This is a genomic window from Enterococcus sp. DIV0901a (assembly GCF_051711525.1).
Taxonomy (GTDB): Bacteria; Bacillota; Bacilli; order Lactobacillales; family Enterococcaceae; genus Enterococcus_B; species Enterococcus_B faecium.
Map to the genome: position 1 here is coordinate 589,183 of NZ_JBIOMW010000001.1, position 14,713 is coordinate 603,895.

Here is a 14,713-nt window from a genome sequence, read left to right on the forward strand (position 1 = left end):
CATCACAGCCTAATTTTTTTCTTTATGCTATCGTTATATTAAAGAAATCAATCAGAAGGGAAAGAAAGTGATGAAAAAAGTTTTATTAGTGGTAAACCCCAGTTCAGGCGGTGAACAAGCAAAGGAATTTGAGCAATTAGCGATAGCAAAATTGGAATCGGTGTTTGATGAAGTGGTCGTCTTGCATACAAAAAAAGCAGGGGATGCAAAAAACTTTACTCGCGAAGCGGTTACGGAAGGGTATCATAGTGTGTTTGTCATGGGCGGAGATGGAACAGTCAACGAAGGAATCAGTGGAATCGCTGAACAAGAACATCGGCCAAATTTCGGATTTTTCCCATTGGGTACGGTGAATGACTTGGCTCGAGCATTAGGGATACCGCTAGAACCTGAGGAAGCGATCAATCATTTTTCGATTGAATCAGTCAAGCCATTGGATATTGGAAAAATAAATGACGACTATTTTATGAATGTCGTCGCAATTGGCTCTATCCCTGAAGCAATCAATGATGTAGATGCGGAGAAGAAGACGAAATTTGGAAAACTAGCTTATTTCATGTCAGGAATCAAACAGTTAGCTTCCACACAATCCTACTCGTTTCACGTAGAAGTTGATGGAAAGAAGGAAGAAATTGAGAGCAGTACCTTGCTGATAGGACTAACTAACTCAGTCGGCGGTTTTGAAACATTACTTCCAAATGCAAAAGTGGATGATGGTAAGCTCCATTTGGTTTATTTAAAAGATTCTTCTTTGATCGATACGCTTAAAACATTGCCAGACCTATTAAAAGGAGTAGATGAATCTACGAAAAATCTAGCCTATCTTACTTGTGAGCAATTAGTTGTGTCATTAGCTGATGAGGAAGAATTGACGACGAATGTTGATGGAGATGAAGGGGATAAATTACCTGTGACAATCAAAGTGTTACCCTCACATTTACAGGTTTATTGTTAAAATGGAGGTTGTGACCGAAGAGTTGTCAGGAGGACATCGGTTGTTCGGAATAAGGGACTGTGACAAGACTTTTGTCACAGCCTTTTTTTGTACAAAAAAGAAATTTTCACCTAACAGAAAAATTTGCCATAAACATACATATTTTAAATATGAAAGTACAATTACAAATAAATTAAAACGTTAAAATAAAATTGTCAAAACGTCAGAGAGGATGGTGGAGAATGAATCAATATGTAAAAAAGCTGATTGCGTCGATTTTGTTTGTCTTCCCTCTCTTGATGGTGACATCCGTTTTTGCCGATGTAGAGAAAACAAGCGAATCAACGCAATCAGAGAATCAAAGTTTTGACAAGACTACTTTTTCAGAAGAATTAATTACTTCTGAAACTACAGAATCCCAAAGTGAGGCGCCTACTTCTAATACAAGGCAAGAAGAAAATAAGACAAGTGAGACCTCAGAAGTAGCTGAACAAACGTCTGATAGCAGTGAAGAGGTACAGGTTAGAGTTGTTTCAGCGGATGGGTACAGCGAAGCTGCCACAACAGAAGAACTGACGCAGCTTCTCGCAGACGAATCAGTAGCTAAGATTCGTTTAACTCAGCCTTTGACTTTAGACAGGGAATTGGAGATCAAGCGAGATATCGTTATCGATTTTGGCGGACTTGCTCATAATTTCGGCACACATCACATCTATATCAATGAGACACCTCAGTCGATCGAGTTTCAGAATTTTAAAGGAACGGCAGCTCATCCAGGTGGGTTGATACCAAATATCGATGGAAATGCCATTATCATTGCTTATATGTCCGATTTTTGGGGAAACAGATATCATTTTACGGGAGAAATAAAATTTACCGGGAAACTTGACTTATATGATGGTTCTAAATTAGGCCTGATTTACGCCCCTCGTGCAACTGTCACATTAGATGGTGTTTCCGGTGTATTGGATGTCCAACCAGTGAAAGAAGGGATGAATGCCGCTCCGGGTAAAGCTTATTTTTGTAGAAGCTATCAGCTAAATGTAATCAATGGTAGTCAGCTTTATGGACCATATCTAGGAAAATTCTATGGTTTTCTAGATTCAGGTGATGAGACGGGCAGTGGAAAAACAGCACCAGGACTCCATATCTTGAGTGGTTCAAAGGTCTCTCTTGACTATGATCGGGCAGATGGCGTCAGCGATGAAGGAGAGGCTGTCGATACGCTACCCGGGAATGTCACATTTGAAGTCAGTGGCTCAGGAAGTGAATTTTCGGTAAATACAAAGATCAATATTACCAACGACAACAATCGCGGAATTATCCAAATGAGAGGCTCAGGATCAAGAGTCGCTGTGTCGAATGATGGGAAAATCACAATCAATACAGCGACTACTGGCGGATTTCGCCTGCAAGGAGATTCTAGTCAAATCCATGTATCAAGTGGTGGACAAATCTCGGTTAAAATGGCTGGAGATGGCGACCAACCTGGAAACAATGGGATGCGTTTTGTAGGGAAAGGACTTTCTTTGATCGTAGAAGGAGCCGGATCAGTCATCGATATTGATAAGCAAAGTGGTCGTTCTAGCGCAGTTCGTTTTGAGAACGGTACGCAAAAACTAACAGTAACTAATGGAGGCTCACTGAAGGTAAGAAATGCAGGGGATGGCAAATCTTATGTGAACAGACTCAATCAAGGAAACCAAGCGATCCAATTTTATGACGCTTCTGGTTTTCTAGAAAGTCCAGGGTCAGCTGATTTTACGGTTACTGGAGAAAAATCAAATATCGATATACGCGCAGATTCCGGAGCTACCGTAGATACAACTGGAGATATTGATTTGAACTTTATGGCTGGCGAAAAAACTTATTTAGTCATGGTCGGGAAAACTGGGGAAGATAAGACTGGCATCATCAGTGGGGATGTGTTGAATGTAGACTTAGAATCTCCTACCTATTTCGATTTCCAAAACAAACGGATCGGAAGCGAGACTAATGGCATAGGTGGCTGGGTATTTCAAGGAAATGGCGATTCTTCATTGAAGATCGCTCATTCAGAAATTGCTTTATGGCGAAAGGCAGGAGCAACGTTCGATAACTTTGAAAAAGATCCGGATTATTTTTCTGATATGACAGACTTATCGATCAATGGAACCGACTTAGGTAATTTTGTATCAAGCCCTAGTGCAGGTTTAACAAATGAATTTGCTCAGACAGGTGCCGGAATGAAAAATTATAATCGAATCAGTGCCAATAACCAGCTTCCGATGATTGAATCCTTAAGAGTACCAACGAATGCAGATAAAAAAATCTATGGGCATGTCGTTGTTCCCGAAGATGTCGAGGCAAAGCCAAGAGATGCTTGGACAGGCGAAGTAGAAGTGACTTTACGTATTACTTATGCAGATACGACGAAATCACCTGTAGAAATTACTGCTCTCACACAAGGACAAACAGATGAAAATGAAGGGGCAGGATATAATCCGTGGGGAGAAGGCGAACAAGGCGGTTTGTTTGAAGTTCAAGTACCCAACGAAGAAAGACTAACAACGGGGGATCAAGTGCAAGTAGTTGCTGCTAAAAAAGTAAGAGGCGGCCAAGAAGTGACAGAACTGGACTCTTCCAAAACGACAGTCGATGTGATTCCCCCTGAACCTGCTAATTTAAGTACCACATTGATCAATGCAGCTTCTCGCACGATCACAGGTACAGGTGAGGCAGGAGCTTTGGTTTCATTGAAAAAAAATCAAGCTGTTTTGTCCGAAACAACTATTGATGATACAGGGAAATTTGTTCTTTCTATCCCAGAAAATCAACTTTTTGCAGGAGATGTATTAGAAATTGTATTAAACGACCAAGCAGGAGAAGCTGCTGCTAAGGGTGTGCAGAACAAGCCAAGTACCAACGATGAAATTGGGAATCACAATCCAAGTGATACGCCAGTTGTTTATCATGATGCCCCGCCTTTTGCACCTGCTACGAAGATCGTAGTAGAAGGTGGTCTCTCATTTCTTGCCCCTTCCAAACTCGATTTTGGTCAGATCAAAGCAACTGGTTTGATACAAGAAGCATTTGGCCAAATGGATGGGCAGGAAAAATTATGGATTTATGATCAGCGAGAAACAAAAAGTCCATGGATCTTAACGATAAAATTATCTCAGCCTTTCACAAATGATGCAGGATTTTCTATGCAGGATGTCCTATATTTCAAGAAAGCTGAGGAGTATCAATTAGTGAATGAAGAAGAACTGGAAATTGTCAGAGGACAAAATTCAACGAATGTGCAAGCAGATTATTCAGAATATTTAAATAACGGTCGGGCGTTTAAACTTGTCTTAACCAAAGAAAATCAGATAGCTGGTAATTACTCAGCAGAGATAACATGGACATTAGCAGATGCGCCGACAGAATAAAGATCAAGGAGGATGATTGATGAATCGAATATGGAATAAAAGTCATCGAAACAACTGCTCTTTACTTCTGATCCTTCTCCTTGGATTCATCCTTTGGCAGACACCTGTCCATGCCTCCGAATTCAATTTTGCGGTAGATTTTGAATTACCGGCTAATCAGATTGATAAGAACAAAACATATATAAATGTAAGGATGGAGCCTGGGAAAACACAGGAAATCCCCTACACGGTCTTTAACCGAACAGATAAATCAGTAACAGTTGAGACATTGATCCACTCCGCTACGACGAATTCAAACGGTGTGATCGAATATGGAGAATCAAAAAGTAAATTTGATGAAACATTAAGTTATGATATGAAAAACTTAGCAAAAACAGTGGGAGAAATAACTGTTCCTCCTCAAAGTGCGGTCACTGAGACACTTTCACTGAAAGCGCCAGAAAAAGAGCTGGCTGGTGTGGTCGCAGGAGGGATCACGTTTCAAGAAAAAAAAGAGAACGTTTCTAACAAAAGTACAGTTGGTGTCGTCAATCAGTTTTCTCAAGTGAAAGCAATCTTGATTCGAAATAGCGAAAAAGAGTCTTCCCCAGATTTGAAATTAAAAAAAGCTTATGCGGATCAAAGCGATGGAAGAAATGTGATTAAGGCGAATCTTCAAAATCCAAATGCTTCTTATATGTTCGGCTTGACTACATCGGTTGAAATCTACAAAAAAGAAACAAAAGAGCCTTACCTTTCAATAAAAAAAGAAAAAATAGATGTAGCACCCAATACAAATTTTGATTTACTTGTCCCATTAGAAGGAAAAAAATTAGCTCCGGGACATTATCAAGCGGTTGTGAAGGGTGCTTGGAAAGAAAAACGCTGGAATCTCCATACCGATTTTGAAATAACTGATGATGCAGCGGACCAATTGAATGAAAAGGATATTGATTTAAAAAATCAGCCAGAAACATTTGACTGGCGATGGCTGATATTTGTTGGAGTCATTCTTATTGGCTTATTTGCTGGATTATTTATTTTAAAAGAAAGAAGGAAAAAGAAATGAAAAAAACAATTGCATTAAGTACCGTTCTAGCTGGAAGTCTATTATTATGTACACAAAGTGTTTTTGCTGAGAATAAGAGCTCAGCCACTACAGAAGGAACGATTTCTGTAACAAAACCAGATGCCGCAAATCCTGAAGACGTTGTTCCAGTTCCTCCTGTTGATCCAAATGATCCCGATACGCCGTTTACACCTGACGAACCAAATCAGGGAACATCCGGATTACTGACGATTGACCAAGCTCCAGATCTTGATTTTGGAACAATCAAGTTAGGTACAGCAAAAACAGTATATGCTGCATTACAAAACGGAACGGACAGTACAGGGACAGCAACACAAGTACAGAATTTCGTACAAGTAACGGATAAAAGCGGAAATTATGCTGGTTGGAAACTATCAGTCAAACGAACAGAATTTATTGGTACAACATCTGATACGAATAAACTAACTGGTTCAAAGGTGAAATTCAAAAACGCCGTGATTCGAAATAGCGCAACTAATAGCAGTGGAACGCCATCTACTATTTCTGGTACTGGCGCTGAAGGAATTGAGATCCCAGCAGATCAGGCAGTAGATCTAGTAACTGCAGGAGCAAATGAAGGGATTGGCACATGGATTTATTCATTAGGAGAGAATGTGGAACAAGGGAGACAATCAGTGGAATTATTTGTTCCTGTATCCAATTATGCCGTAGACAACTACGTTTCAACATTCACATGGTCGTTAACAGATGCTCCTACAGAAGGGAAAGCGTAAAATCAAATCAATGACTTCAGGGAGTGGAGCCGATTCAAGGCCTACTCCCTGAAATCTGCTATGCTTACGTCTCAGCTCTTATTCATCAACTCGAAGCAGTTTTTTGGAAGTCATGGAAACGTTCCTTTGTCTTTTCAAAGATCTTTCGACCAACGAGTAAGGAGTCACCATTGAAAAATTCTAACACATAATGAGCAGAATCAATTTTCTGCAATTGCGATAAGTTGATACAGTAAGATTTTAATAGTAAAAAGTAAGCATACTTTTCTAACTCTGTCTTCAATTGTTTTAAAGAAGTATTCACTAATTTATCTTCTGTAGTTGTTTTGACCATAACTTGGTTTTTCAAACCTTTGATACTTTCAATATATAAAATTTCCCGAGGATACAGGACGAGACTTCCACCTTTTTGATCAATAAAGATTTTATCGACATTTACGATCTGCTGTTCTTTCCAATTGATCTGTTCTAGCACTTGACGAATTTGTTCAGATAAATTCCTGTCTTTTCTGATATATCCAATCGGAAGGATTTTCCGATTGATGATCTCTACTGCAAAATTCGTATAAGCGGTGAAAAAAACAATATTACTATGTGCATTTTTTTTACGTATTTGTTCGGCGACATCAATACCTGTGAGTGATTGCTTCAAGTCGATATCGATAAAGAAAACATCGTGATTATCAATAGTGCCCAACTGGATCAACTGATTGATTTGAGAGACAGAAGTGAGCTGCACGATATTCTCGATATGATGATTGACCAATTCTTTGATGATCCATTCGCTGTGAAACTGGTTATCTTCTATGATAAAATACTTTTTCATATGCAGGCTCCTATTAAAAAAATATGTGTACATTTTGAAACAAAACAATGGAGGAATAAGATGGTCGCAACAGTGACACTTTATTTGACCTTTACTTTGATTTTAGATTTAGGTATCTATTTATTCTTTTCGAAACAACTGCTAGTAAAAAACAGCTTTGGTTGTATAGCTTTGATGGTGGTGACACTTTTACTTCCTATCCCTAAAGTGAGCTTTCCTTACCTAGTTGGCTTATTATTGATGTTTCTTTTTTATTTTACTACGAAAAACCTGTTTATCAGCTGTTTGATCAGTAATCTTTTTTTTGCTATCACTGGACTCAGCTTTTTTCTGGTTTTTGATCTGATGGATTATTTAGGAAAGAGACATCTTGGAACAGCAAGTTTTTTTGCACTACTTATCGCATTTATTTTCTATCTATTAGTAAAAAGTATAGACAAACAGACGAGATTTCTCAACTTGCTTTTTACTTATCCAACTGAACACTATTTTGGAGGTATTTGTATTTTATTAAGCTGGGGCGTGATTTACTTGGTATTGGGAAGTGTTCACTTCCGCTCATCTAATTATCTGCTTCTATCTCTTTTGTCGATAGTCATCAGTTTTTTTTCTTTGTTTTTTTCCATTATGTTGATCAGTTTCCAAGTAAAAGAAAGACAACATCAGGAATCGCTTCAACTGTATCAAATAAATGAAGAATATTACCATCATCTAGAGGAATTCAAACATGATTATAAAAGTCTACTGTTTTCATTAAAAATTATTCTTCAGGAAAATAAAAAAGAAACGTTGGAATTTTTAGAAATCTTAGAAGATCATTCTGCAGCTATTTTTGAAAAACCGCAAATACAACAGCTAACAAATATTGTATCCCCAGCTGTCAGGGGTGTCTTTTTAAAATTTCTAGAAAAAGCAGAATCGGAGAAAATCCCGATCCAAGTAGTTATTCCTGTCGAAGTGAAAACAATCCCGATTGATCTGGTTGTTTTTATTCGCTGTTTATCTATTTTTATTTCTAACGCATTCGATCATCGTGTAGCCGATCAGAGTCCGATTACGATCAACCTGCTGGAAGAAAAAGAGGGATTACGTTTTAGTATAGCGAACAAGGCAAATCCAACGAATTTGACGCTATCGGAGATGGTCAAAAGAGGAAAAACCTCTAAAAAAAATGGCGGGTTAGGTCTATACAGTGCGAAAAAAATGCTGGATGTTTACGAAAATGCAGAACTAAAAATCGATTTTTCAAAGCAGAATCACTGTTTCTTTGTAGAAATGTATCTGGCATCTAGAAAGAGCAAATCAGCCTACTGACTTACTGTCAAAGGATAAGCTTGAGGAAAGTCTACACGGAGATAGAGACAACAACACAGCATATTCAAAAGAAACAGAAGCGTGATGACCGTTGTCACCCTTCTGTTTCTTTTGCTATGTAGTTAAACAAAGTAGTTGACACTTTCGCTACTTAGTATTAGTACGAAAGTATACTTCATGATACTAAGTAGATAAGAAGTGAAAAGCGGAACCCACGATCGTCAAAATGCTAACTGCTTTGCTTACACCAGATAAAGGGAAGAGCAATATCGCTTATTTTAGGCGTGGAGAAGCAAGAAAATCCCTACGATCACACAAAAAATGCTGACCCAGCAGTTAAGAGAGTTAGAACAAGATGGCATTGTCCATCGAAAAGTCTATAACCAAGTCCCGCCTAAAGTAGAGTACTCGCTCACCGAAGAAGGAAAATCATTAAGAGAGATTCTAGTAGCGATGTCTGTTTGGGGAGAAGAACGTATCGAAAAACAAAAAGCCTCAGGGGAAGAAGTCACATTACTGCATACACATGGTGGCTACCTAAATTACTGATTTTCTATGACATTTATTTTAAATAAAAGAAAACAGGAGTTTTTTTAAAAGCATCATCTATTTTTTATGTAAAAAAATGGTATGATTAATCAAGTAAGAAATGATTGGAAGAAGGCAAGCAAATGAATAGCATGGAAAAAGTCAACCAGTTTAGAGATGAACGTAATTGGCGACAATTTCATAACGAAAAAGATTTGGCTATCTCTATTTCATTGGAAGCATCTGAATTGTTAGAACTTTTTCAATGGAAAACGCCGGAAGAAGTAAAAGAAACACAATTAGAACGAATCAAAGAAGAACTGGCAGATGTATTGATCTATTCATACATGATGGCAGACAACCTTCAGCTGGATCTAGATGAGATCATTGAAGAAAAATTGATCAAAAATAATTTGAAATATCCTGTAGAAAAAAGCGCAGGTGTACGAAAAAAATACACAGAGTTGTAGAAATGTGTCATTCGGCTGTTGGAAAGAGCAAAAGAAAAACAGTAAAATGAGTCTGGAGGGAGAGAAAATGAAAAAAAAAGGAAAAGCAAAAAGATGGCTAGTCAATATCCTCTTGTTCCTCTTGTTATTAGTAGGACTAGCTTTGATTTTCAATGAACAGATCAAGGATTATCTTGTCAGAGAGACAGGAGATAAATATGCTATAGCGAATGTAACAAAAGAAGATCTGAAAAAGAATAACGATAAAGATGTCAGTTTTGACTTTGATGCGGTAGAACCAATGACGACAGAAGGGGTCATGAGGTCGCAGATGAGAGGAACAGATCTACCAGTGATTGCTAGTATCGCAGTCCCTTCAGTTTCAATCAATTTACCGATTTTCAAAGGCTTGGATAATACGTCACTACTTTACGGAGCAGGAACATTATCTCCAGATCAAGAAATGGGAAAAGGAAATTATGCCTTAGCAAGCCATCGTGCAACGAACCCTGAATTGTTGTTTACACCGCTGGAAAATTTAGAGATGGGTGCCAAGATCTATTTGACAGATTTAGAAAATGTGTATACATACAAAACATTTTTTAAAGAAAAAGTTGCTCCTACAGATACCCAATTACTGAATGAAGTCGAGGGAAAAGAAATTGTCACACTAATTACTTGTGGCGACATGGATGCCGTCACGCGACTAGTTGTACAAGGAGAACTGGAAAGTGTTACACCGATAAAAGATGCGACAGATGATATGAGATCTGCTTTCAATCTAGAGACAAAAACATTTTAGGATACTGGGACATAAGTCGTTACAGATTAAAAACAGCCAAAGGATATGAATCGATAAGGAAAAACCAATTTGCTGAAAAAAAGAGGAACGCAAAGAGGTGCATCTCTGATTTGGTTGTTCTCTAGATAGACTTGTGTTCCAGTTTTTTTATTTTTTATATGAAAAGGCTTGCATAAATAAAAATTCGATGGTATGATGATTTTGAATAAGAAATGGATTGTTACTGTACGGCAGGCAAAACCAGAATTCAGCTAAGAAACAGTAGGCGAATTCTAGGTTTTTTTATTTTTCTTGAGAGGGCGAAGCAAAATGAAAATTGATAAAATTTTGAATAACAACGTCGTCATTTCGAAAAATGGATTCGGGGAAGAAGTCGTTTGTATGGGAAAAGGACTAGCCTTTCAAAAAAAGATTGGGGACGAGATTTCGCCAGAAGCTGTCCAAAAAGAATTTGTTTTAAGAGATTCTTTTGCTAAAAACCAATTCCAGCAGCTGATGGCTGATATTCCGGCAGAGGAGATCGAATGGGTCAAGCAAGTAGTAGAACAAGCTGAAGATAAACTAAAAGTTGAATTTTCGCCTAATATTTATCTGACGTTGACCGATCATCTTCATTATGCGATCACACGAGCAAAAGAAAATATCCAACTGCCTAATCCATTATTATTTGAAACAAAAAAATTTTATCCGAAAGAATATCAAGCAGCGAAAGAGGCTCTTTTGTTCGTGAAACAAAAGACTGGTGTGGAACTTTCTGAGGATGAAGCCGGTTTTATTGCCTTTCATTTTGTGAATAGCCAACAAGGAAACGAAGACATGCAAGTGACGATGACCGCTACCACAATGGTAAGAGATATACTGAGTATCATCAGTAAATTCTTCGGCATCGTGTTCGATGAAGAATCTTTGAATTATCAGCGTATCATTACTCATCTGCAGTTTTTTGCCCAGCGTTATCTCAAAGGGGAAGGATCTGACGAACAAGATGAGTTTCTCTACGCATTAGTTCAAGGAAAATATCCAAAAGCGTTTCATTGTGTCGAACGGATCAATGAGTACCTTCGACAAACGCAAAAACAGGAAATGGGAATAGCAGAGCAGATTTATTTAACGATTCATATTCAAAGAGTAGTAAGTGAGAAAAAAAGCATCCAATCATAAGGATTGTTACTGTATGGCAGGCAAAACCTGGATTGAAAAAATAGGTTCACGAATGTTTGTGACTGTTTTTTTCAATCTGGGTTTTTATTTTTTAAATAAAAAAGAAAGAAGGAAAAAACAATGGATAATCAAGCAGTTGGTCGTCGTGTATGGGAAGCGGTAGGAGGACAAAAGAATGTCAAAAGTTTAGTACATTGTGCTACGCGGTTGCGATTCAGATTAAAAGATGAATCTTTAGCAGATACGCAAAAGTTAAAAGAAGACCCGGACGTGATCCAAGTCGTCCAAAGTGGCGGTCAGTATCAAGTAGTGATTGGCAGTAATGTAGCAGATGTTTATCAATCGATCGTGGATGAGGAAGGTCTTGCAGTTTCGGAGGATGGAAAAGAAGAGTCCAAAAATATTTTGAATCGTCTGATCGATATTATCTCTAGTATATTTACACCTTTTCTAGGGGCGATGGCAGCCGCCGGGGTATTGAAAGGATTCTTATCATTGGCAACGGTGATGGGCTGGCTGACAGCTGATAGCGGTACTTATCAAATATTGTTTGCTGCAGCAGATGGTGTCTTTACCTTCTTACCTGTCATGCTTGCTTTTACAGCAGCTAAAAAGTTCAAAGCCAACCAGTTTTTAGCAGTAGCAATTGCTATGGCACTTGTGTACCCAGCTATCACAGTAGTTGCTGGTGCGGGAGAAGCTATCAGTTTCTTTGGGATCCCAGTGATTCTTTCACCATCTGGTTATACTTCTTCTGTCATACCAATCATTCTAGCCGTATGGGTTCAAAGTAAATTAGAGCCATTCGTAAAAAAAGTGATTCCGCAATTTCTGCAAATGATTTTAGTTCCGCTTGTCGTTTTAGTAGTGATGGTTCCATTAACATTTCTTGCTTTAGGACCAATCGGGACGGTTGCCGGTAATGCTTTAGGCGGTCTCTTCAACTCGATTTATGGATTTAGTCCAATCGTAGCAGGTCTAATCATGGGAAGTTTATGGCAAGTATTCGTGATGTTCGGCATGCATTGGGGATTCGTACCGATCATGTTTTTGAATATCGAACAATATGGGTTTGATGTATTGATGCCAATGCTTCTTCCAGCCATCTTGGCACAAGGTGGGGCTGCTTTAGCTGTAGCATTGCGAACAAAAGATACGAAACTTCGAGCATTAGGGATTTCTTCTACAGTGACTTCGTTATTTGGAATCACTGAACCAACTGTGTATGGTGTGACATTACCTTTGAAGAAACCATTCATTGCCGCTTGTATTTCTGGAGGTATTGGTGGAGCTATTATCGGATTTTCTGGAGTAAAAGCTTTCTCCAGCAGTTTGGTCAGCTTATTGACGATTCCGACTTTCATTAGTACGGTGGATGGTGTAGAGTCAAATGTGACAGTAGCAGTAATAGCTACAGGAATTGCTTTTGTTCTTGCATTCGTAGGTACATTGATTTTAGGATTTGACGAACAAACACAAGACAATCAATTAGAAAACAAACATGCGAATGCAGGAGAACCGATTACTTCAGCACGGCATACCTTAAAAAGTCCTTTAACGGGTAAAGTACTGCCATTGAGTGAAGTACCAGACCAAGTTTTTTCTTCTGGCGTGATGGGAAAAGGTATCGCCATTGATCCAGAAGTAGGAGAACTAGTTGCATCTGCAGACGGAGAGATAACGACTATTTTCCCAACTGGACATGCTGTAGGGATCACAACGACTGACGGAGCGGAGATTTTGATTCATATCGGGATGGATACAGTAGAATTAAATGGGAATGGCTTTGAGATCTTAGTCAAACAAGGGGATCTCGTCAAAGCAGGAGATTTATTGATTCGTTTTGACATCGAAGCAATTAGAGCAGCTGGCTATAGCGTAATCACTCCAGTTGTCATTACGAATACTGATGCATTTGCCGATATACTTGAATTAGACCAAAAAGAGATTATTGCAAACGAAGATGTTCTAGCAATTGTAAAATAAGGAGGAAATCAGGATGCAATCACGTTTTTCAGAAAAATTTTTATGGGGTGGAGCAACTGCTGCCAATCAATTAGAAGGGGCTTATGATCGAGACGGAAAGGGGCTATCCGTTGCAGATGCTATGCCTGGAGGTAAGCAGCGCTTTGCGATTATCGGCAGTGAAGAATTTGACTGGACGATTGATCAAGAAAAATATATTTACCCGAATCATCGAGGAATCGATCATTACGATCGTTTCAAAGAAGATCTTGCCTTGTTTGCGGAAATGGGATTCAAATGTTATCGTTTTTCGATTGCCTGGACACGAATTTTTCCAAATGGAGACGAAGGTACTCCTAACGAAGCGGGATTAGAATTTTATGATCAGCTGATTGATGAGTGCTTAAAATATGATATTGAACCTGTGATCACGATTTCTCATTACGAAATGCCTCTTCATTTAGCAAAAGAATACGGTGGCTGGAAAAATCGGAAACTGATCGACTTCTATGAACGATTTGCTCAGACAGTATTAGAGAGATACAGCAGTAAAGTCAAATATTGGATGACTTTCAATGAAATCAATTCGGCCTTTCACTTTCCAGCTTTAAGTCAAGGATTAGTAAAAAGCAATGGAGCAGGAGAGTACCAAAATATTTTCCAAGCATGGCATAATCAATTCGTTGCAAGTAGCAAAGCCGTAAAAATCGGCCACGAATTGCGTTCGGATATCCAAATCGGCTGCATGATTATCTATGCAACAACTTACAGCATCGATGCCAATCCAGTCAATCAGGCAGCAACAATGATCCAAAACCAAGAATTCAATTTTTTCTGCACGGATGTCCAAGTACGTGGAGAATACCCTGCATACACAGCGCGTACCCATAAAAAATATGGAGTCGATCCGGAAAAATTAGAGCAAACGGAAGAAGACTTCCAGTTGCTAAAAGAATATCCAGTGGACTACATCGGATTTAGTTATTATATGTCTACGGCAATCAATGAGACTGATCCACAAGCAGCAACTTCAGAAGGGAACTTGCTGGGAGGAGTAAAAAATCCGTTTCTTGAGGCAAGTGAATGGGGCTGGCAGATCGATCCAGAAGGGCTGAGAATCGCATTGAATGAATTATACAATCGTTACCAGAAACCATTATTCATTGTTGAAAACGGTCTTGGAGCCATTGATCATATGGAAGAGGATGGCACGATTATTGATGATTATCGGATCGATTATTTACGTCGTCATATCGAAGCGATGGCTAATGCAGTAGCAGACGGTGTAGATTTGATGGGCTATACGCCTTGGGGATGTATCGATCTTGTCAGTGCATCAACAGGAGAAATGAGTAAACGTTACGGCTTTATCTATGTGGATCTAGACGATGAAGGAAATGGGACACTGAATCGATCAAAGAAAAAATCTTTTGATTGGTATAAAGAAGTAATTGCCTCAAATGGCGTAAACTTGTAATTAAAGCAGCTGAATGAAAAAGAACACACTTCTCACATGTG

At 38.7% G+C, this 14,713-nt stretch carries 11 protein-coding genes and 1 pseudogene; 11 read left to right on the plus strand and 1 reads right to left on the minus strand.

What is annotated here, in order from left to right; translation table 11 throughout:
• Window positions 1–70 precede the first annotated feature (70 nt).
• The 4 genes from IGL70_RS02755 to IGL70_RS02770 all read left to right on the plus strand — a co-directional run bounded on the left by IGL70_RS02755 (window position 71) and on the right by IGL70_RS02770 (window position 6,150).
• Entirely contained in the window at window positions 71–955 is an 885-nt protein-coding gene (locus IGL70_RS02755; protein WP_010728140.1) for a diacylglycerol/lipid kinase family protein, read from the plus strand.
• 221 nt (window positions 956–1,176) lie between these two features.
• Entirely contained in the window at window positions 1,177–4,347 is a 3,171-nt protein-coding gene (locus IGL70_RS02760) for an Ig-like domain-containing protein (RefSeq protein ID WP_104873957.1), read from the plus strand.
• Between the two features lie 19 nt (window positions 4,348–4,366).
• On the plus strand, window positions 4,367–5,395 hold the full coding sequence (locus tag IGL70_RS02765) for a DUF916 and DUF3324 domain-containing protein (RefSeq protein WP_002291157.1): 1,029 nt from the start codon (window positions 4,367–4,369) through the stop codon (window positions 5,393–5,395).
• Window positions 5,392–6,150 carry a WxL domain-containing protein gene (locus IGL70_RS02770; protein WP_002291155.1) on the plus strand — a complete coding sequence of 253 codons (759 nt, stop codon included), beginning with the start codon at window positions 5,392–5,394 and terminating at the stop codon, window positions 6,148–6,150. Before IGL70_RS02765 ends, IGL70_RS02770 begins: the two co-directional genes overlap by 4 nt.
• An 85-nt stretch (window positions 6,151–6,235) precedes the next feature.
• On the opposite strand, the gene IGL70_RS02775 is transcribed toward IGL70_RS02770, so the two are convergent.
• Window positions 6,236–6,976 carry a LytR/AlgR family response regulator transcription factor gene (locus IGL70_RS02775; RefSeq protein WP_002291154.1) on the minus strand — a complete coding sequence of 247 codons (741 nt, stop codon included), beginning with the start codon at window positions 6,974–6,976 and terminating at the stop codon, window positions 6,236–6,238.
• A gap of 60 nt (window positions 6,977–7,036) precedes the next feature.
• On the opposite strand from IGL70_RS02775, the gene IGL70_RS02780 reads away from it, so the two are divergent.
• The 7 genes and pseudogenes from IGL70_RS02780 (at window position 7,037) to IGL70_RS02810 (ending at window position 14,672) form a co-directional block, all read left to right on the plus strand.
• Entirely contained in the window at window positions 7,037–8,290 is a 1,254-nt protein-coding gene (locus IGL70_RS02780) for a GHKL domain-containing protein (protein ID WP_002291152.1), read from the plus strand.
• Between the two features lie 294 nt (window positions 8,291–8,584).
• Window positions 8,585–8,839: pseudogene (locus tag IGL70_RS02785) on the plus strand (winged helix-turn-helix transcriptional regulator); the annotation flags it as partial.
• Between the two features lie 122 nt (window positions 8,840–8,961).
• Window positions 8,962–9,288 (plus strand): nucleotide pyrophosphohydrolase, encoded by a 327-nt coding sequence (locus IGL70_RS02790; RefSeq protein WP_002291148.1) that lies wholly within the window; start codon window positions 8,962–8,964, stop codon window positions 9,286–9,288.
• Between the two features lie 67 nt (window positions 9,289–9,355).
• Entirely contained in the window at window positions 9,356–10,069 is a 714-nt protein-coding gene (locus tag IGL70_RS02795; protein WP_002318718.1) for a class A sortase, read from the plus strand.
• 309 nt (window positions 10,070–10,378) lie between these two features.
• Window positions 10,379–11,230 (plus strand): BglG family transcription antiterminator LicT, encoded by an 852-nt coding sequence (gene licT, locus IGL70_RS02800; protein ID WP_002338530.1) that lies wholly within the window; start codon window positions 10,379–10,381, stop codon window positions 11,228–11,230.
• Between the two features lie 120 nt (window positions 11,231–11,350).
• Window positions 11,351–13,216, plus strand: coding sequence for a beta-glucoside-specific PTS transporter subunit IIABC (locus tag IGL70_RS02805; protein ID WP_104873958.1), 1,866 nt, complete (start codon window positions 11,351–11,353; stop codon window positions 13,214–13,216).
• Window positions 13,217–13,229: 13 nt separating this feature from the next.
• Window positions 13,230–14,672: a glycoside hydrolase family 1 protein gene (locus IGL70_RS02810; protein WP_002291139.1), complete on the plus strand. Its 1,443-nt coding sequence runs from the start codon at window positions 13,230–13,232 to the stop codon at window positions 14,670–14,672.
• Window positions 14,673–14,713: the final 41 nt, after the last annotated feature.